The 19,829-nt window shown below is 59.9% G+C and carries 20 protein-coding genes; 14 read left to right on the forward strand and 6 right to left on the reverse strand.

All coding sequences use genetic code 11. The features are described 5' to 3' along the window. The first annotated feature begins 95 nt into the window (after nt 1-95). A complete protein-coding gene (pyrC, locus tag ACEN93_RS10815; RefSeq protein WP_039765844.1) occupies nt 96-1,142 on the forward strand; it encodes a dihydroorotase in 1,047 nt (348 codons plus the stop codon). Beyond that, entirely contained in the window at nt 1,139-1,813 is a 675-nt protein-coding gene (gene rnt, locus ACEN93_RS10820; protein WP_007953196.1) for a ribonuclease T, read from the forward strand. The genes pyrC and rnt overlap by 4 nt, the downstream gene beginning before the upstream one ends. A 74-nt stretch (nt 1,814-1,887) precedes the next feature. On the opposite strand, the gene ACEN93_RS10825 is transcribed toward rnt, so the two are convergent. Beyond that, nucleotides 1,888-2,490: a peroxiredoxin gene (locus tag ACEN93_RS10825; protein ID WP_007953195.1), complete on the reverse strand. Its 603-nt coding sequence runs from the start codon at nt 2,488-2,490 to the stop codon at nt 1,888-1,890. A gap of 291 nt (nt 2,491-2,781) precedes the next feature. Between ACEN93_RS10825 and ACEN93_RS10830 the strand changes: the two genes are divergently transcribed. Together ACEN93_RS10830 and bfr are read left to right on the forward strand one after the other, a co-directional pair. Continuing rightward, entirely contained in the window at nt 2,782-3,000 is a 219-nt protein-coding gene (locus ACEN93_RS10830; protein ID WP_007953193.1) for a bacterioferritin-associated ferredoxin, read from the forward strand. A gap of 199 nt (nt 3,001-3,199) precedes the next feature. After that, a complete protein-coding gene (bfr, locus tag ACEN93_RS10835; protein ID WP_011335740.1) occupies nt 3,200-3,676 on the forward strand; it encodes a bacterioferritin in 477 nt (158 codons plus the stop codon). Nucleotides 3,677-3,782: 106 nt separating this feature from the next. Here bfr and grxD read toward each other — a convergent pair whose 3' ends face one another. From grxD to plzR, 3 genes are all read right to left on the reverse strand, one after another. Next, nucleotides 3,783-4,124, reverse strand: coding sequence for a Grx4 family monothiol glutaredoxin (grxD, locus tag ACEN93_RS10840; protein ID WP_039765841.1), 342 nt, complete (start codon nt 4,122-4,124; stop codon nt 3,783-3,785). A gap of 97 nt (nt 4,125-4,221) precedes the next feature. Next, a complete protein-coding gene (locus ACEN93_RS10845) occupies nt 4,222-6,327 on the reverse strand; it encodes a molybdopterin oxidoreductase family protein (protein WP_495611399.1) in 2,106 nt (701 codons plus the stop codon). A 131-nt stretch (nt 6,328-6,458) separates the two neighbouring features. Then, on the reverse strand, nt 6,459-6,749 hold the full coding sequence (gene plzR, locus ACEN93_RS10850) for a PlzR type 4 pili assembly inhibitor (RefSeq protein ID WP_039765836.1): 291 nt from the start codon (nt 6,747-6,749) through the stop codon (nt 6,459-6,461). A gap of 406 nt (nt 6,750-7,155) precedes the next feature. On the opposite strand from plzR, the gene argF reads away from it, so the two are divergent. After that, nucleotides 7,156-8,076 carry an ornithine carbamoyltransferase gene (gene argF, locus ACEN93_RS10855; RefSeq protein WP_039765834.1) on the forward strand — a complete coding sequence of 307 codons (921 nt, stop codon included), beginning with the start codon at nt 7,156-7,158 and terminating at the stop codon, nt 8,074-8,076. Next, a complete protein-coding gene (locus ACEN93_RS10860; RefSeq protein ID WP_495611400.1) occupies nt 8,073-9,182 on the forward strand; it encodes an ABC transporter ATP-binding protein in 1,110 nt (369 codons plus the stop codon). Before argF ends, ACEN93_RS10860 begins: the two co-directional genes overlap by 4 nt. 49 nt (nt 9,183-9,231) lie before the next feature. Here ACEN93_RS10860 and ACEN93_RS10865 read toward each other — a convergent pair whose 3' ends face one another. Both ACEN93_RS10865 and ybaK read right to left on the reverse strand, forming a co-directional pair. Further along, complete coding sequence (locus ACEN93_RS10865) at nt 9,232-10,014, reverse strand: PhzF family phenazine biosynthesis protein (RefSeq protein ID WP_039765830.1); 783 nt, start codon at nt 10,012-10,014, stop codon at nt 9,232-9,234. A gap of 89 nt (nt 10,015-10,103) precedes the next feature. After that, entirely contained in the window at nt 10,104-10,574 is a 471-nt protein-coding gene (gene ybaK, locus ACEN93_RS10870; protein ID WP_495611401.1) for a Cys-tRNA(Pro) deacylase, read from the reverse strand. A gap of 360 nt (nt 10,575-10,934) precedes the next feature. On the opposite strand from ybaK, the gene ACEN93_RS10875 reads away from it, so the two are divergent. The 8 genes from ACEN93_RS10875 (at nt 10,935) to ACEN93_RS10910 (ending at nt 19,826) form a co-directional block, all read left to right on the forward strand. Further along, entirely contained in the window at nt 10,935-11,786 is an 852-nt protein-coding gene (locus tag ACEN93_RS10875; RefSeq protein WP_064599156.1) for an MIP/aquaporin family protein, read from the forward strand. A 78-nt stretch (nt 11,787-11,864) separates the two neighbouring features. Continuing rightward, complete coding sequence (gene glpK, locus ACEN93_RS10880; protein ID WP_039765827.1) at nt 11,865-13,367, forward strand: glycerol kinase GlpK; 1,503 nt, start codon at nt 11,865-11,867, stop codon at nt 13,365-13,367. Between the two features lie 239 nt (nt 13,368-13,606). Next, nucleotides 13,607-14,362 (forward strand): DeoR/GlpR family transcriptional regulator, encoded by a 756-nt coding sequence (locus tag ACEN93_RS10885; protein WP_007953179.1) that lies wholly within the window; start codon nt 13,607-13,609, stop codon nt 14,360-14,362. Between the two features lie 327 nt (nt 14,363-14,689). Beyond that, nucleotides 14,690-16,228 carry a glycerol-3-phosphate dehydrogenase gene (gene glpD / locus ACEN93_RS10890; protein WP_039765826.1) on the forward strand — a complete coding sequence of 513 codons (1,539 nt, stop codon included), beginning with the start codon at nt 14,690-14,692 and terminating at the stop codon, nt 16,226-16,228. A 340-nt stretch (nt 16,229-16,568) separates the two neighbouring features. Next, the gene (locus tag ACEN93_RS10895) at nt 16,569-17,483 is read left to right on the forward strand and encodes a glutamate/aspartate ABC transporter substrate-binding protein (RefSeq protein WP_039765825.1); all 915 of its coding nucleotides are present in this window, start codon (nt 16,569-16,571) and stop codon (nt 17,481-17,483) included. Nucleotides 17,484-17,677: 194 nt separating this feature from the next. Further along, on the forward strand, nt 17,678-18,424 hold the full coding sequence (locus ACEN93_RS10900; protein ID WP_074688475.1) for an amino acid ABC transporter permease: 747 nt from the start codon (nt 17,678-17,680) through the stop codon (nt 18,422-18,424). After that, nucleotides 18,424-19,095, forward strand: coding sequence for an amino acid ABC transporter permease (locus tag ACEN93_RS10905; protein ID WP_007953172.1), 672 nt, complete (start codon nt 18,424-18,426; stop codon nt 19,093-19,095). The genes ACEN93_RS10900 and ACEN93_RS10905 overlap by 1 nt, the downstream gene beginning before the upstream one ends. Then, a complete protein-coding gene (locus ACEN93_RS10910) occupies nt 19,092-19,826 on the forward strand; it encodes an amino acid ABC transporter ATP-binding protein (RefSeq protein WP_007953170.1) in 735 nt (244 codons plus the stop codon). The genes ACEN93_RS10905 and ACEN93_RS10910 overlap by 4 nt, the downstream gene beginning before the upstream one ends. Nucleotides 19,827-19,829: the final 3 nt, after the last annotated feature.

Consider the following 19,829-nt stretch of genomic DNA (forward strand, 5'->3'; position numbering starts at 1 on the left):
GATATCGGACGCTCGTCGCAAAACTTGATAGCGAGTGCCTGCAAGAGTCTTTTCCGGTAGCATTCGCCTCAGTTTGACCCGCCTGGAATCCCCTCATGTCCGACCGCCTGACCCTGCTGCGTCCCGACGACTGGCACATTCATCTTCGCGATGGTGCCGTGTTGACCAATACCGTTGCGGATGTCGCGCGCACCTTTGGTCGCGCCATCATCATGCCCAACCTGGTACCTCCGGTGCGCAACGCCGCTGAAGCCGACGGCTATCGCCAGCGGATTCTCGCTGCCCGCCCGGCCGGCAGTCGTTTCGAGCCGCTGATGGTGCTGTACCTCACCGACCGCACCCAGCCCGAAGAAATCCGTGAGGCCAAGGCCAGCGGTTTCGTGCACGCCGCCAAGCTGTACCCGGCCGGCGCCACCACCAACTCCGATTCCGGGGTCACCAGCATCGACAAGATTTTCCCGGCGCTGGAAGCCATGGCCGAAGTCGGCATGCCGCTGTTGATCCACGGTGAAGTCACCCGTGGCGACGTCGACGTGTTCGACCGCGAAAAAATCTTCATCGACGAGCACATGCGCCGCGTGGTCGAGCGTTTCCCGACACTGAAAGTGGTGTTCGAACACATCACCACCGGCGATGCCGTGCAGTTCGTCAACGAGGCTTCGGCCAACGTCGGCGCGACCATCACCGCGCATCACCTGCTCTACAACCGCAACCACATGCTGGTGGGCGGGATTCGGCCGCACTTCTATTGCCTGCCGATCCTCAAGCGCAATACGCACCAGGAAGCCCTGCTCGACGCCGCCACCAGCGGCAGTGCGAAGTTCTTCCTCGGCACCGACTCGGCGCCGCACGCCCAGCACGCCAAGGAAGCCGCCTGCGGCTGCGCCGGCTGCTACACCGCGTACGCCGCCATCGAGCTGTATGCCGAAGCCTTCGAACAGCGCAATGCGCTGGACAAGCTCGAAGCGTTCGCCAGCCTCAACGGCCCGCGTTTCTACGGCCTGCCGGCAAACACCGATCGCATCACACTGGTTCGTGACGAATGGACCGCCCCGACCAGCCTGCCTTTCGGCGAGCTGACCGTTATTCCGCTGCGCGCCGGTGAAAAACTGCGCTGGCGCCTGCTGGAGGAACACGCGTGAGTGAAGACCATTTCGACGACGAACTGGACGGTCAAGGTGGCGGCGGTTCGCGCCACCCAATGGCAGCACGCTTTCGCGGCTACCTGCCGGTTGTCGTCGACGTAGAAACCGGTGGCTTCAACTCGGCCACCGACGCTCTGCTGGAGATTGCCGCGACCACCATCGCCATGGATGAAAAGGGTTTCGTCTACCCGGATCACACCTACTTCTTCCGCGTCGAGCCGTTCGAAGGCGCCAACGTTGAAGCGGCCGCGCTGGAGTTCACCGGGATCAAGCTCGATCACCCGTTGCGCATGGCCGTCAGCGAAGAAACAGCGCTGACCGACATCTTCCGTGGCGTGCGCAAGGCCTTGAAGGCCAACGGCTGCAAACGGGCGATTCTGGTCGGCCACAACAGCAGCTTCGACCTCGGTTTCCTCAACGCGGCCGTCGCGCGGCTGGACATGAAGCGCAATCCGTTCCACCCGTTCTCCAGCTTCGACACCGCGACCCTCGCCGGTCTGGCGTACGGTCAAACCGTTCTGGCCAAGGCCTGTCAGGCAGCCGACATCGACTTCGATGGCCGTGAAGCGCATTCGGCGCGTTACGACACCGAGAAGACGGCCGAGCTGTTCTGCGGCATCGTCAACCGCTGGAAACAGATGGGCGGCTGGGAAGACTTCGACGACTGATACTCGTCGGGTTTCTTCCATTCATGAAAAAACCGGCCACATGGGCCGGTTTTTTTGTACCTCGACGTTGCGCCTTACAGGGCAGCAGCGTTCTCGGTCAGGTAAGCCGCAACGCCTTCTGGCGAAGCGTTCATGCCTTTGTCGCCTTTTTTCCAGTTGGCAGGGCAGACTTCGCCGTGCTCTTCGTGGAATTGCAGAGCGTCGACCAGACGGATCAGCTCTTCCATGTTACGGCCCAGCGGCAGGTCGTTGACGATCTGCGAGCGGACAACGCCTTTGTCGTCGATCAGGAACGCGCCACGGAAAGCCACGCCGCCTTCGGACTCAACGTCGTAGGCCTTGGCGATGTCGTGCTTCATGTCGGCAGCCATGGTGTATTTCACCTGACCGATGCCGCCATTGTTGACCGGGGTGTTGCGCCAGGCGTTGTGGGTGAAGTGCGAGTCGATCGACACGGCAATCACTTCAACGTTGCGAGCCTTGAAGTCGGCCATGCGGTTGTCCAGAGCAATCAGCTCGGACGGGCAGACGAAGGTGAAGTCCAGCGGGTAGAAGAATACCAGGCCGTATTTGCCTTTGATGGCCGAGGACAGGGTGAAGCTGTCAACGATCTCGCCATTGCCGAGTACGGCCGGGACGGTGAAGTCAGGGGCTTGTTTGCCTACGAGTACGCTCATTGATATCTCCTGGTGTAGAAACTTGAAGTTCAGGGTTCGGGCCAGCCTGCCACCCTCAGGCGACAGCCCTGTGACACGAACCCCCTTCGCAAGGGCCGACCATCATACACTGCGTTTTTCGACTGTCCTTAAAGGTTTTTCGCGAAATCCCGGCTGGCATTCAGCCATGTACCACCGTTCGTCAGTCACAACCGTTGGCGATGAAAACCCTTCGGAAAGCACTTTGACAATCATTCTCGTTAACATTAAGATCCATCGCAATTGAGTCACAACCAGCGACGGTTCTCACTTATGTATGTTTGCCTCTGCACTGGCGTCACCGACGGACAAATCCGCGAAGCGATCTATGAAGGTTGCTGCAGCTATAAAGAAGTCCGTCAGGCCACCGGCGTCGCCAGCCAATGCGGCAAATGCGCGTGCCTGGCGAAGGAAGTGGTTCGCGAAACCCTGACCAAGCTGCAAACCGCCCAGGCTGCGATCCCCTACCCGGCAGAATTTACCGCCGCGTAATTATCCCGAATTTGAAGAACCGGACTTATGTCCGGTTTTTTTATGCCTGAAAATCAACCGCTTAGCGTTTAGACGCGGAACACAAACATTCTTATTCCGATTAATTTTCATTTATTATTCAATAACTTAGGTTTGACACTTATAAATACCAAGCTCAAACTCTGCCTTATATACCGTTACTTAGGGCAGGACTCCCATCATGAAAGGCGACGTAACAGTCATCCAGCATCTCAACAAGATCCTTGCCAATGAGCTGGTCGCGATCAATCAGTACTTCCTGCATGCACGCATGTATGAAGATTGGGGCCTGAACAAGCTCGGCAAACACGAGTACCACGAATCCATCGACGAGATGAAGCACGCGGACAAGCTGATCAAGCGCATCCTGTTCCTTGAAGGCCTGCCGAACGTGCAGGATCTGGGCAAGCTGCACATCGGCGAGCACACCAAGGAAATGCTGGAGTGCGACCTGCGTATCGAGAAGACCGGCCATGCCGACCTCAAGGCCGCCATCGCCCACTGCGAATCCGTCGGTGACTTCGGCAGCCGCGAACTGCTCGAAGACATCCTCGAATCCGAAGAGGAACACATCGACTGGCTGGAAACCCAACTGGGCCTGATCGATAAAGTAGGTCTTGAGAACTATCTGCAATCGCAGATGGGCGAAGACGAGTAATCAGCCAGCGCTAAACTCGAGACACTAAAAAGCCCCGCCCTCTTTCGAGAGGCGGGGCTTTTTATTGCCCGGACTTCAGACTCGCCGAAATCCGGGCAGAAGCCAATCAGGCTTCGGACTTGGCCGCAGCAGCCTTGGCGGATGCTTCCTTGACCAGAGTCTGCAGCTCACCGTTGGCGAACATTTCAGCCATGATGTCGCTGCCGCCGACCAGTTCACCGGCTACCCACAGCTGCGGGAAAGTCGGCCAGTTGGCGTACTTCGGCAGGTTGGCGCGGATTTCCGGGTTCTGCAGGATGTCGACGTAGGCGAACTTCTCGCCACAGCCCATCACAGCCTGCGCAGCTTTCGCGGAGAAGCCACACTGCGGGGCATTGGGCGAGCCTTTCATGTAAAGCAGAATGGTGTTGTTGGCAATCTGCTCTTTAATCGTTTCGATGATATCCATGGAGCACCTCGGCTGAACTTTCCGACTCATGGGTCGGCACGGTGGCGCATTGTAACGGAATCCCGAGCGCCCTGCTCGGTCTCCCCGACAGACTTGCTCAAGCCGCCGCCACCGTCACCGGCACACCATTGAGCGCCGCATTGCCTGACAGCTCGTCGAGCTGGCATTCATCGGTCAGGTCATTGGCGCTGGAGCCGGGTTGGCCGCTGGCAATCGCCATCTGCACACCCGGACGGGCGTGGCCCCATCCGTGCGGCAGGCTGACCACGCCTTTCATCATGTCGGCACTGCCCAGCACCTCGACCTCGATCTGCCCGACCCGTGAACTGACCCGCACGAGCTGCCCGTCACTTAGCCCGCGACTGGCGAGATCGGCCGGGTTCATCAGCAACTGATGACGCGGCTTGCCCTTCACCAATCGATGGTAATTGTGCATCCACGAATTGTTGCTGCGCACATGACGGCGGCCGATCATCAACAGCTCATCGGCGGCCGGCGCCTGCAACGCGGCGAAGCGCGCCAGGTCGGCGAGGATTTCCGGCGGCGCCGCCTGAACTCGTTGATTGGCGGTCTTCAATCGCGGTGTCAGGTTGGGCTTCAGTGCTCCCAGATCAACGCCGTGCGGATGATCAAACAGCGTCGCCAGCGACAATTTGTACTCCGACGCATCGCCATAGGCGCCCATGCGCAATCCCATATCGATCATCTTCGCCGGCGGCATCGTCGGTTTCAGCTCCTTGCCGGTCTTCGCGGCAAAGGCCTTGGCCAGGCCGACGAAGATCTCCCAGTCGTGCAGTGCCCCCTCGGGTTTGGCGAGGATCGCCCGATTGAAACGGCTGACGTTGCGCACCGCGAACAGGTTGAAGGTGGTGTCGTAGTGATCGTTTTCCAGCGCCGAGGTCGACGGCAGGATCAGGTCGGCATAGCGCGTGGTTTCGTTGATGTACAGGTCGACGCTGACCATGAACTCCAGCCCGTCCAGCGCCTGCTCCAGCTGCCGGCCATTGGGCGTGGACAACACCGGGTTACCGGCCACGGTGATCAACGCGCGAATCTGCCCCTCGCCTTCGGTGAGCATCTCTTCGGCCAGCGCCGAGACCGGCAACTCGCCGCCGTATTCAGGACGTCCGGACACGCGGCTCTGCCATTTATTGAAGTGCCCGCCCGAAGTCGAGGCCACAAGATCCACCGCAGGCTCAGTGCACAAGGCACCGCCGACGCGGTCGAGGTTGCCGGTGACCAGATTGATCAACTGCACAACCCAATGACACAGCGTGCCGAAGGCCTGAGTCGAAACTCCCATCCGGCCGTAGCAAACGGCGCTTGGCGCGGCGGCGAAGTCCCGGGCCAACTGGCGGATCTGTTCGGCGGGAACCGCGCACAACGGGCTCATGGCTTCGGCGGTGAAACCCGCTACCGCCGCGCGCACTTCGTCCAGACCGTCCACCGGCAAATGACTGTCAGATGTCAGTCCTTCGCTGAACAGCGTGTTGAGCACACCAAACAACAACGCCGCATCGCCGCCGGGGCGCACGAACAGATGCTGATCGGCCATCGCCGCCGTTTCGCTGCGCCGTGGATCGACCACCACCACTTTGCCGCCCCGGGCCTGGATCGCCCTCAGACGCTTTTCCACATCCGGCACGGTCATGATGCTGCCGTTGGACGCCAGCGGATTACCGCCCAGGATCAACATGAAGTCGGTGTGATCGATATCCGGGATCGGCAGCAGCAGGCCATGGCCGTACATCAGGTAGCTGGTCAGGTGATGGGGCAGTTGATCGACCGACGTCGCCGAATAGCGGTTGCGGGTTTTCAACAGGCCGAGGAAGTAATTGCTGTGGGTCATCAGCCCGTAGTTATGCACGCTGGGGTTGCCCTGGTACACGGCGACCGCGTTCTGCCCATGACGCTCCTGAATCGCCGAGAGTTTTTCGGCGACCAGCTCGAACGCTTCGTCCCACTCGATGGGCAGCCATTCGCTGCCGACCCGGCGCATCGGCTGGCGCAGTCGATCCGGATCATTCTGGATATCTTGCAGCGCCACGGCCTTGGGGCAGATGTGCCCACGACTGAACGTGTCCAGGGCATCGCCCTTGATCGAGGTGATCTGCACCTGGCCGTCGGTTTCGGTGGTTTCGATGGTCAAGCCGCAGATGGCTTCACACAGGTGGCAGGCACGGTGATGGAGAGTCTTGGTCATGGCCAGTCTCTGTCTTGTTCTGGGCAGGCAATCACGCCTGCGGGAACAAAACTATGGCCCGCAGCCCGATGCAGCGCCAGCGACGTTCGTCTTGTGAATCGGCGGCCATCAGGCCGGCCGATAGACCCGCGTCAGTTCGCCGGAAGCTGTGGCGGCGCGGCCAGCTGGATTTCCTGGATGGTCTCGATCTGCTCGTGGGCGATGTGGACGCCGGTGAGTTCGCCGATCAGTCGCCAATGCTCGTCGAGCCCGGCGCTGATGGTCGCCATACGGTCGATCATCTGTCGACTGGCGGCCTTGACCACGTCGTCTTCGCTGCGCATCAGTTCGAAGGACATCGAGGTCATCGAGGCGGTGAGGTGGGTCAATGAGCGTGCCGTGTGGCCCAGCAGTTCCATTAACAGTTTTTCTTTCGATTCCATGCGGAGGCTTCCTGCGTCGCTCGTGATTTATTTATAACCCAGCACTTTGCTTTAGCAAATGTTTCAACCTGCGCATCCGACCAAGCGAACCGGTGGCTCACCGGTCGCAAACCGACCAGAGCGCTGCCATCCCCGCCGCGCCGGATTGCCAAGCCCGGTGGGGCCAGTGTACAAATACCTCGCTGCCCTCTCGAAAACTGACCGGAAATCACAGTGTTCGCACTGCTGACATCCCGGCGCATTTCTGCAAAAACCGTAGCCTATTGGAAAAACGCGACATTTAGTGTCAATATCGCGCCTTCCCCTATTTCGTCGCCCCCGTGCGGCTTACGCCGCAGGTCTCGCCCGTTGTTCCGATAAACAAGGCTTTGAGCATCTGCGGTTTGTAGCAAAAAGGTAGTCAATGATGAGCGCAAGGCACTTTCTCTCCCTGATGGATTGCACGCCCGAAGAGCTGGTCAGCGTGATCCGTCGAGGCGTTGAGCTCAAGGACCTGCGTAACCGCGGCGTACTGTTCGAGCCTCTGAAAAACCGCGTCCTGGGGATGATCTTCGAGAAGTCCTCGACGCGCACACGCATCTCCTTCGAAGCCGGCATGATCCAGCTCGGCGGCCAGGCGATCTTCCTGTCGCCGCGCGACACCCAACTGGGCCGTGGCGAGCCGATCGGCGACTGCGCCATCGTCATGTCGAGCATGCTCGACGCGGTGATGATCCGTACCTTTGCCCACAGCACCCTGACTGAATTCGCCGCCAACTCCCGCGTGCCGGTGATCAACGGTCTGTCCGACGACCTGCACCCGTGCCAGTTGCTGGCCGACATGCAGACCTTCCTCGAACACCGCGGCTCGATCCAGGGCAAGACCGTGGCCTGGATCGGCGACGGCAACAACATGTGCAACAGCTATATAGAAGCGGCGATCCAGTTCGACTTCCAGTTGCGCGTGGCCTGCCCTGAAGGCTATGAGCCGAATCCTGAATTCGTGGCCAAGGCCGGTGACCGCGTGACCATCGTCCGCGACCCGAAAGACGCCGTGCGCGGCGCGCACCTGGTCAGCACCGATGTCTGGACCTCCATGGGCCAGGAAGAGGAGACCGCCAAGCGCCTGAAGCTGTTTGCGCCGTTTCAGGTCAACCGTGCCCTGCTCGACCTGGCAGCCGATGACGTGCTATTCATGCACTGCCTGCCCGCTCACCGCGGTGAGGAAATCAGCCTCGACCTGCTCGATGACCCGCGCTCCGTCGCCTGGGATCAGGCAGAAAACCGTCTCCACGCACAGAAGGCCCTGCTCGAGTTCCTTGTCGAACCGGCATATCACCACGCATGAGTCATGAATTACTGCTGAACCTGCGCAACCTCGCTTGCGGCTATCAAGATCAACGCGTGGTGCAGAACCTCAATCTGCACCTCAACGCCGGTGACATCGGCTGCCTGCTTGGCTCCTCCGGCTGCGGCAAGACCACCACCCTGCGTGCGATTGCCGGTTTCGAACCGGTGCACGAAGGGGAAATTTCTCTCGGCGGTGAGGTCATCTCCAGCGCCGGTTTTACCCTCGCCCCGGAAAAACGCCGGATCGGCATGGTGTTCCAGGACTACGCGCTGTTCCCGCACCTGAGTGTCGCGGACAACATCGCTTTCGGTATCCGCAAGCACCCGAACAAGGAGCGCGTCACCGAAGAGCTGCTGGAACTGGTCAACCTGAAGTACCTCGGCAAGCGTTTCCCCCACGAGTTGTCCGGCGGCCAGCAACAACGTGTCGCCCTCGCCCGCGCCCTGGCGCCGGAGCCGCAACTGCTGCTGCTCGACGAGCCGTTCTCCAACCTCGATGGCGAGTTGCGCCGCAAGCTCAGCCACGAAGTGCGCGACATCCTCAAGACCCGTGGCACCAGTGCAATTCTGGTGACTCACGATCAGGAAGAAGCCTTCGCCGTCAGCGATCACGTCGGTGTATTCAAGGAAGGCCGGCTGGAGCAGTGGGACACGCCGTACAACCTCTATCACGAGCCGGCGACACCGTACGTGGCCAGTTTTATCGGTCAGGGTTACTTCATTCGCGGCCAGCTCGGCAGCCCGGAGTCGGTGCAGACCGAACTCGGTGAACTGCGCGGCAATCGCGCCTACACCTGGCCGATCGGTGGCGCGGTGGATGTGCTGCTGCGTCCGGACGACATCGTTTACGCGCCGGACAGTTCGCTGAAAGCGCGAATCGTCGGCAAGACCTTCCTCGGCGCTTCGACCCTGTATCGCCTGCAACTGCCGACCGGCGCACAGCTGGAATCGATCTTCCCGAGCCATGCCGACCATCAGGTGGGGGCGGATGTCGGGATTCGTGTGGCGGCGGAACATCTGGTGCTGTTCCAGGCCTCCGGCAGCACCGCTGCGCAGATTCCGGCGGCGGAAAACGGCGTTCGCCGTTACAGCACCGCGCACTGATCTGCACACAAACAATGAGGGAGCCTGATGGCTCCCTTATTTTTTGGCTTCAGCCCAGCATCAATGTGCCGCTGGCCACCAGCGTCGCATTGCCGCCGATCTTCACCCGCTCACCTTCCAGCCGACAGAACAGCTCGCCGCCCCGCGCCGAGCGCTGGCATGCAGTGAGGCTGGATTTGCCCAGACGTTTCGACCAGTACGGAATCAAGCTGCAATGGGTCGAACCGGTCACCGGGTCTTCATTGATGCCGATGGCCGGAGCGAAATAGCGCGAGACAAAATCATGCTGATTGCCCCGGGCGGTGACGATAGCGCCCAACCACGGCAGCTTGGCGAGGGCGACCATGTCCGGCTGGCAATCGAGCACCGCCTGCTCGGATTCCAGCACCACAAACAGCTCGTTGGAACTCAGAACGTCCACCGCCTGAACATTCAGCGCCCGCTCAATCTCCACGGTGACACCCTTCTCAACCGCTTCGATGGCCGGAAAATCCAGCCACAACCGGCCACCTTCGCGGCTGACACTCAACGGCCCGGACTTGCAGGTGAAGTCCAGACGCTCGGCGCTTTCCTTATAGATCTCGAAGAGCACATAGGCGCTGGCCAGGGTCGCGTGACCGCACAGCGGCACCTCGGTGGTCGGCGTGAACCAGCGGATGTGCCATGCCTGCCCCTCGCGCACCAGAAACGCGGTTTCCGCCAGATTGTGCTCGGCGGCGATCTTCTGCATCAGGTCGTCCGCAAGCCACGCGTCGAGCCGATAGACCATTGCCGGATTGCCACTGAACGGCCGATCACTGAACGCGTCGACCTGATGAAACTCGAGCTGCATAACCTTCTCCCTGTGTCAGTCGAACGAGCATGCAGCGCCGGCCGGATCCGCGCCAGTGACAGTGCCGGCCAATTTTCTTCATACAGACGTCAAGGGCGACCGATGTCGGCAAATTTCGCCTGGATGTGTTCTGCCAATACTGCCGGCGCCAGCTCCACCTCTAGCCCGCGCCGGCCGGCACTGACATAAATGGTCGCAAAAGGTTGGGCCGAGTTATCGATGAAGGTACGCAGGCGTTTTTTCTGCCCCAGCGGGCTGATGCCGCCCAACAGGTAACCGGTGGAGCGTTGCGCGGCGGCCGGGTCGGCCATTTCGACTTTTTTCACGCCGGCGGCGTGGGCAAGCCCCTTGAGGTCGAGACTTCCGACGACCGGCACCACCGCCACCAGCAACTCTCCCTTCTCACTGGCTGCCAGCAGCGTCTTGAACACCTGCGCCGGATCGAGCCCCAGTTTCTCCGCGGCCTCCAGGCCGTACGACGCGGCCTTCGGGTCATGTTCGTAACTGTGCACGCGATGTTCGGCACGAACTTTTTTCAACAAGTCCAACGCAGGGGTCATGGCAGCTCCGGGCTCGGCAGTGGCAAAAAATCCTGCGGCGGATTTTAGGCCATCGTTGGGCAAAAGGCTCTACCACGCGCCACGTTTCCCGGGGTTTGCAGGCCAGTAACAACCGCGCAGGCCGGGTGACCCGCAGGATCATTCACGTGACTGATAGTTTATTTGTGACTGGCGGTTCACTTTCGACCTTTGACAGGTTTGTTTCTTGTCTATATTTTTTCGAATCTGAATAATGTAAGAATTATCGTCATCGCAGCACCCAGCAGTAAACCGGGAACAGGATGGGGATCCTGCCTCGGCGAAAATCGCGCCTTGCCCTGTCGGCAACGCGCCAGACAACAACAAAAACCGAGGTTTTCAATGACAACTGCGTTACAGCAACCATCGCTCTCGAGCCAGTGCCTGGCCGAGTTTCTGGGCACTGCACTCCTGATCTTTTTCGGTACGGGTTGCGTCGCCGCGCTCAAGGTCGCGGGCGCCAGTTTCGGTCTGTGGGAAATCAGCATCATCTGGGGCGTCGGCGTTAGCATGGCGATCTACCTCACCGCCGGCGTTTCCGGTGCGCACCTGAACCCCGCCGTCAGTATTGCTCTGAGCATTTTTGCCGACTTCGAAAAGCGCAAACTGCCGTTCTACATTCTGGCCCAGATCGCCGGTGCCTTCTGCGGCGCGCTGCTGGTTTACACGCTGTACAGCAACCTGTTCTTCGATTTCGAACAAACTCACCATATGGTTCGTGGCACTGAAGCCAGCCTGGAATTGGCGTCGGTGTTCTCCACCTTCCCGAACCCTGCGCTATCGACTGCCCAGGCGTTCCTGGTCGAGGTGATCATCACCGCGATCCTGATGGGCGTGATCATGTCCCTGACCGACGATAACAACGGCCTGCCGAAAGGCCCGCTGGCGCCGCTGCTGATCGGTCTGCTGATTGCCGTGATCGGCAGCTCAATGGGCCCGCTGACCGGTTTCGCGATGAACCCGGCCCGGGACTTCGGTCCGAAACTGATGACTTTCTTCGCCGGCTGGGGTGAAATTTCCTTCACTGGCGCACGTGAAATCCCGTACTTCCTGATTCCGATTTTTGCACCGATTGTCGGTGCCTGCCTCGGCGCTGCCGGGTATCGCGGGCTGATTGCCCGTCACCTTACCGGCGCCACACCTGCTACAAAGGATGCAGAACCGGCCATTGACGGCAAACCAAGAACTTCTTGAAACAGTCGGCGCGGGCTCCTGCCCTTATAGAGCCCGCGCCACGGCCCACTCTCCCTTATTTCGTCCAAGGCAATCGACATGACCGACATTCAGAACAAGAACTACATCATTGCCCTCGATCAGGGTACGACCAGCTCCCGCGCGATCATTTTCGACCGCGACGCGAACGTGGTCTGCACCGCACAACGGGAATTCGCCCAGCATTACCCGCAAGCCGGTTGGGTCGAACACGACCCGATGGAAATCTTCGCCACCCAGAGCGCGGTGATGGTCGAAGCACTGGCCCAGGCCGGCCTGCACCATGACCAGGTCGCAGCCATCGGCATCACCAACCAGCGTGAAACCACCGTGGTCTGGGACAAGACCACCGGCCGTCCGGTGTACAACGCTATCGTCTGGCAATGCCGCCGCAGCACCGAGATCTGCCAGCAGCTCAAGCGCGACGGTCATGAAGACTACATCCGCGACACCACGGGCCTGGTCACCGACCCGTACTTCTCTGGCACCAAACTGAAGTGGATCCTCGACAACGTCGAAGGCAGCCGTGAACGCGCGCGCAACGGCGAATTGCTGTTCGGCACCGTCGACAGCTGGTTGATCTGGAAATTTACTGGCGGCAAGGTCCACGTCACCGACTACACCAACGCCTCGCGCACCATGCTCTTCAACATCCACACGCTGGAGTGGGACGCGAAGATGCTGGAGATCCTCGACATCCCGCGCGAGATGCTGCCGGAAGTCAAAGCCTCCTCGGAAATCTACGGCCGTACCAAAAGCGGCATCGCCATCGGCGGTATCGCCGGCGACCAGCAGGCTGCGCTGTTCGGTCAGATGTGCGTCGAGCCGGGCCAGGCAAAAAACACCTACGGCACCGGTTGCTTCCTGCTGATGAACACCGGCGACAAAGCGGTGAAATCCCAGCACGGCATGCTCACCACCATCGCTTGCGGCCCGCGCGGCGAAGTGGCTTACGCCCTGGAAGGCGCGGTATTCAACGGCGGTTCGACCGTGCAGTGGCTGCGCGATGAACTGAAAATCGTCAACGACGCCCACGACACCGAATACTTCGCCAATAAAGTGAAGGACAGCAACGGCGTGTATCTGGTGCCAGCCTTCACCGGCCTCGGCGCGCCCTACTGGGACCCGTATGCCCGTGGCGCCCTGTTCGGCCTGACCCGTGGCGTGCGTGTGGATCACATCATCCGCGCTGCGCTGGAATCGATTGCCTACCAGACCCGCGACGTCCTCGACGCCATGCAACAGGACTCCGGCGAACGCCTCAAGGCCCTGCGTGTGGACGGCGGCGCGGTGGCGAACAACTTCCTTATGCAGTTCCAGGCCGACATCCTCGGCACTCAAGTCGAACGTCCGAAAATGCGCGAAACCACGGCGCTCGGCGCAGCTTATCTGGCTGGCCTGGCTTGCGGTTTCTGGGGCAGCCTGGAAGAACTGCGCGGCAAAGCGGTGATCGAGCGCGAGTTCGAACCGAGCCTGGACGAAGCGGCCAAAGAGAAGCTCTATAAAGGCTGGAAAAAAGCCGTCAGCCGTACCCGTGATTGGGAACGTGAAGACGCTGAATAAGCCAGTCTGAGGACTGACTAAGGCTGGTCCAAACAGCGTGAAAGCGTAGCGAGCGAAGGCAAGACAAGGCAAAAACAAGCGAGGACGCGGAGTTTACGGGTTTGTAAATGAGCAGTCCGAGCCTGTTTTTAACGCAGGATTGCCGAGCGCAGTAGCTTTCACGTTGTTTGGAAACTGGTAGGGAGCGGATTCCTGCGTCATCATGGGCAAATTTTGCACGGCAGCCCAAAGGAAGCCCCATGAATCTGCCTCCCCGTCAGCAGCAAATCCTCGAGCTGGTCCGCGAACGCGGCTATGTGAGCATCGAGGAAATGGCCACGCTGTTCGTTGTTACCCCGCAAACCATCCGCCGCGATATCAATCAACTGGCGGAAGCCAATCTGCTGCGTCGCTACCACGGCGGCGCCGCCTATGATTCCAGCGTCGAAAATACCGCCTACGCGATGCGCGCCGATCAGATGCGCGATGAAAAGCAACGCATCGGCGAAGCCATCGCCGCACAGATTCCCGATCACGCCTCGCTGTTCATCAATATAGGTACGACGACCGAATCGATTGCCCGCGCCCTGCTCAATCACAGCCACCTGAAGATCATCACCAACAACCTGCACGTCGCTTCGATGCTCAGCGCCAAGGATGATTTCGATGTGCTGCTGACCGGCGGCAACGTGCGTCGCGACGGCGGTGTGGTGGGTCAGGCGAGCGTGGACTTCATCAACCAGTTCAAGGTCGACTTTGCGCTGGTGGGTATCAGCGGCATCGACGAAGACGGCAGCCTGCTCGACTTCGATTACCAGGAAGTGCGGGTGTCCCAGGCGATCATCGCCAATGCCCGGCAGGTGATCCTGGCGGCGGACTCCAGCAAGTTCGGGCGTAACGCGATGATCCGCCTCGGCCCGATCAGCCTGATCGATTGCCTGGTGACCGATCAGCAGCCGGTGCCGGCGCTGGCGCAACTGCTGAGCCAGCACAAGATTCGTCTGGAAGTCGTTTAACCCTCTCCCGCATAACTCCCTCCCGGCGAATTCTCGTTCCCACGCTCTGCGTGGGAATGCCGCCCGGGACGCTCTGCGTCCCATTCAGAAGCCGACGCAGAGCGTCAATGTATGCATTCCCACGCAGACGGTTCGACGCCTCGACGTGGGAACGATCAGTACTCTAACGCGCATTTCATGTTCGAATATTTCCTTTCTCGGCCCTTCGATGAGTTTTTTCAATCGAAGTCGACTGGCTGCGCGCGTCTTTATGGGCTAACATTTTCGCAAATGAACATTCATGTTCGATTTCCAAGACAGAAAATCAAAAGAGCCCGAGGCCAGCCGATGTCCACATCTACCTTGCGTACGCCCCCTATCTCCGAGATCTACGACATCGCCGTCATCGGCGGCGGGATCAATGGCGTGGGGATCGCAGCGGATGCCGCCGGTCGCGGTCTTTCGGTGTTCCTTTGCGAAAAGGACGATCTGGCCAGCCACACCTCGTCGGCCAGCAGCAAGCTGATCCACGGTGGCCTGCGCTACCTCGAACATTACGAGTTCCGTCTGGTGCGCGAAGCCCTGGCCGAACGTGAAGTGCTGCTGGCCAAGGCCCCGCACATCGTCAAGCCAATGCGTTTCGTGCTGCCGCACCGCCCGCACCTGCGTCCGGCGTGGATGATTCGCGCAGGCCTGTTCCTCTATGACCACCTCGGCAAGCGCGAAAAACTGGCGGGCTCGAAAAGCCTGAAGTTCGGCGCCGACAGCGCACTGAAAAGCGAAATCAGCAAAGGCTTCGAATACTCCGACTGCTGGGTCGACGACGCCCGCCTCGTGGTTCTCAACGCCATGGCCGCCCGTGAAAAGGGCGCGCACATTCACACCCAGACCCGTTGCGTCAGTGCCCGCCGCGCCAAGGGCCTGTGGCACCTGAACCTGGAACGCGCCGACGGCAGCCTGTTTTCGATCACCGCCAAAGCGCTGGTGAACGCCGCCGGTCCGTGGGTCGCCAAGTTCATCCGTGACGACCTGAAGATGGAATCGCCGTACGGCATCCGCCTGATCCAGGGCAGCCACATCATCGTGCCGAAACTGTACGAAGGCGATCACGCGCACATCCTGCAAAACGAAGATCAGCGCATCGTTTTCACCATTCCGTACCTGAACAACCTGACTCTGATTGGCACCACCGACCGCGAGTACACAGGCGATCCGGCCAAAGTGGCGATCACCGACGGCGAAACCGATTACCTGCTGAAAGTAGTCAACGCCCACTTCAAGAAGCAGATCAGCCGTGACGACATCCTGCACACCTATTCAGGCGTGCGTCCGCTGTGCAATGACGAATCCGATAACCCGTCGGCCGTGACCCGCGACTACACCCTGGCGTTGTCCGGCAGTACCGAAGAAGCGCCGCTGCTGTCGGTGTTCGGCGGCAAGCTGACCACCTACCGCAAGCTCGCCGAGTCGGCGATGGCGCAGTTGATGCCGTTCTTCACCCAGATGCGCCCGAGCTGGACGGCCACCGCCACCCTGCCCGGCGGCGAAGACATGACCACGCCACAGGCCTTGAGCGCGCAGATCCGCGACAAGTTCGACTGGGTACCGACCGAAATTGCCCGTCGCTGGGCCACTACCTACGGCAGCCGCACCTGGCGCATGCTCGAAGGCGTGGACACCCTCGCCGACCTGGGCGAACACATCGGCGGCGGCCTCTATACCCGTGAAGTCGATTACCTGTGCACCGAAGAATGGGCCACCACCGCGCACGACATCCTGTGGCGTCGCAGCAAACTGGGCCTGTTCACCACACCGGCCGAGCAAGAGCGACTGGCGGCGTACCTGAACAAGGTCGAACAGAACCGCAGCAAGATCGAAGCGGCCTGATTCGTTCGTCGCTGAACAAAAAGCCCCTGAATCGAAAGATTCAGGGGCTTTTTGCATTCAGGCTGAAACAAGGCGTGTCGCAGACGTTCGGTTTTCCGAACGCGACCTGACGGTCAATTCGGTTAACCGGATCAGATCCACGGAAAAACACCATCACAAAACTTTAATAACGTTATAAATCAATGCATTAACGTGTAGCGACTGGTCTGGCACGACTCATGCTCTACACTCCTTCGACGAATGCCTGTTGCGCCAACACAACAGGAGCCGTCAGGCATTCGAAGCTCAAAAGGGCCCGCTCAACCGGCTCCATAAAAAAAACAATGTCGAGGAAAATTTGATGCGCATCGTTCCCCATATCCTGGGCGCAGCCATTGCTGCCGCTCTGATCAGCACACCAGTTTTCGCTGCCGAACTCACCGGCACCCTTAAGAAGATCAAAGAGTCCGGCGTCATCACCCTGGGCCACCGTGACGCTTCCATTCCTTTCTCCTACATCGCTGACGCTTCCGGCAAGCCGGTCGGCTACTCCCACGATATCCAGCTGGCCATCGTCGAAGCGATCAAGAAAGACCTGGACCTGCCAAACCTGCAGGTCAAATACAACCTCGTCACTTCGCAAACCCGTATCCCGCTGGTGCAGAACGGCACCGTGGACGTCGAGTGCGGCTCCACCACCAACAACGTCGAGCGTCAGCAACAGGTCGACTTCTCCGTCGGCATCTTCGAAATCGGTACCCGTCTGCTGTCCAAGGCTGACTCCAAGTACAAGGATTTCGACGATCTGAAAGGCAAGAACGTCGTGACCACCGCCGGCACCACTTCCGAGCGTATCCTCAAGGCGATGAACGCTGACAAGCAGATGGGCATGAACGTGATTTCCGCCAAGGACCACGGTGAGTCCTTCCAGATGCTGGAATCGGGTCGTGCCGTTGCGTTCATGATGGACGATGCCCTGCTGGCCGGCGAAGCCGCCAAAGCCAAGAAAGCCTCCGACTGGGCCGTGACCGGTACTCCACAGTCGTACGAAATCTATGGCTGCATGATGCGCAAGGGCGATGCGCCGTTCAAAAAGGCTGTCGACGACGCCATCAAGGCGACCTACGCGTCGGGCGAGATCAACAAGATCTACGAAAAATGGTTCATGCAGCCGATTCCGCCAAAAGGCCTGAACCTGAACTTCCCGATGAGCGACGAGCTCAAGGCCCTGATCGCCAACCCGACCGACAAAGCGGCTGACGACAAGAAATCCTGATTTCTGACTAACCTTATCCCCTGAGGAGGCGCCTGCCTTTTCAGGGGATGGTCACTCCCTGCTGGCACTTATTGGAAACACTCGAACCGGTGGCTGTCGAGCCGATCGCGTGTGCCTGATTTTCACAATCAGGGCGGGAACGGAGCTTCCCCAGGCGGGCACTTGTACATCGATCGAATCGAGGGGAGACCCTAATGAATTACAACTGGGACTGGGGCGTGTTCTTCAAGTCCACCGGCGTGGGCAGCGAGACCTATCTCGACTGGTTCATTTCCGGTCTGGGCTGGACCATCGCCATCGCCATCGTGGCCTGGATGATCGCCCTGATACTCGGCTCGCTGCTGGGCATCATGCGCACCGTGCCGAACCGCATCGTGTCGGGCATCGCGACCTGCTACGTCGAACTGTTCCGTAACGTGCCGCTGCTGGTTCAGCTGTTCATCTGGTACTTCCTGGTGCCCGATCTGCTGCCGCCGGATCTGCAGGAGTGGTACAAGCAGGACCTGAACCCGACCACCTCGGCCTACCTGAGCGTTGTCGTGTGCCTGGGCCTGTTCACCGCCGCCCGTGTCTGCGAACAGGTTCGCACCGGCATCCAGGCACTGCCACGCGGCCAGGAATCCGCCGCCCGCGCCATGGGTTTCAAGCTGCCGCAGATCTACTGGAACGTGCTGCTGCCCCAGGCCTACCGGATCATCATTCCGCCGCTTACCTCGGAATTTTTGAACGTGTTCAAGAACTCCTCCGTGGCGTCCCTGATCGGTCTGATGGAGCTGCTGGCGCAAACCAAACAGACCGCCGAATTCTCGGCCAACCTGTTTGAAGCCTTCACCCTGGCGACCCTGATCTATTTCACCCTCAACATGAGCCTGATGCTGCTGATGCGCATGGTCGAGAAGAAAGTCGCCGTGCCCGGCCTGATCTCCGTGGGGGGTAAATAATGGAATTCGATTTCAGTGGCATCGTTCCGGCCATTCCCGGCCTGTGGAACGGCATGCTGATGACCCTCAAGCTGATGGCGCTGGGCGTGGTCGGCGGGATCATCCTCGGCACCATCCTCGCGCTGATGCGCCTGTCCCACAGCAAACTGCTGTCGAGCATCGCCGGTGCGTACGTCAACTATTTCCGTTCGATCCCGCTGCTGCTGGTGATCACCTGGTTCTATCTGGCAGTGCCGTTCGTGCTGCGCTGGATCACCGGCGAAGACACCCCGATCGGCGCGTTCACCTCGTGCATCGTGGCGTTCATGATGTTCGAAGCGGCGTACTTCTGCGAAATCGTCCGGGCCGGCGTGCAGTCGATCCCGAAAGGCCAGATGGGCGCGGCGCAGGCACTGGGCATGACCTACGGCCAGATGATGCGCCTGATCATCCTGCCTCAAGCGTTCCGCAAGATGACCCCGCTGCTGCTGCAGCAGAGCATCATCCTGTTCCAGGACACCTCGCTGGTCTACACCGTGGGCCTGGTGGACTTCCTCAACGCCTCGCGCGCCAGTGGCGACATCATTGGCCGCTCGAATGAGTTCCTGATCTTCGCAGGTCTCGTGTACTTCACCATCAGCTTTGCCGCCTCGGTGCTGGTCAAGCGTCTGCAAAAAAGGTTCGCCGTATGATCTCTATCAAGAACATCAACAAGTGGTATGGGGACTTCCAGGTGCTGACCGATTGCAGCACCGAGGTCAAAAAGGGTGAAGTGATCGTGGTCTGCGGTCCGTCCGGTTCGGGCAAGTCGACCCTGATCAAGTGCGTCAACGCACTGGAGCCGTTCCAGAAAGGCGACATCGTGGTCGACGGCACGTCGATTGCCGATCCGAAGACCAACCTGCCGAAACTGCGCTCGCGCGTCGGCATGGTGTTCCAGCATTTCGAACTGTTCCCGCACCTGACCATCACCGAAAACCTGACCATTGCGCAGATCAAGGTGCTGGGCCGCAGCAAGGAAGAGGCGACCAAAAAGGGCCTGCAACTGCTCGAGCGCGTCGGCCTGTCGGCTCATGCCCACAAACATCCGGGCCAACTGTCCGGCGGTCAGCAACAGCGCGTGGCGATTGCCCGTGCGCTGGCGATGGACCCGATCGTCATGCTGTTCGACGAACCGACCTCGGCGCTGGATCCGGAAATGGTCAACGAAGTGCTCGACGTGATGGTGCAGCTGGCCCACGAAGGCATGACCATGATGTGCGTGACCCACGAAATGGGCTTCGCACGCAAAGTGGCCGACCGCGTGATCTTCATGGACGCCGGCAAGATCATCGAAGACTGCAAGAAAGAAGAGTTCTTTGGCGACATCAGCCAACGCTCCGAACGCGCGCAGCATTTCCTCGAGAAAATCCTGCAGCACTAAAAA

Source organism: Pseudomonas sp. Pseusp21 (assembly GCF_059492145.1).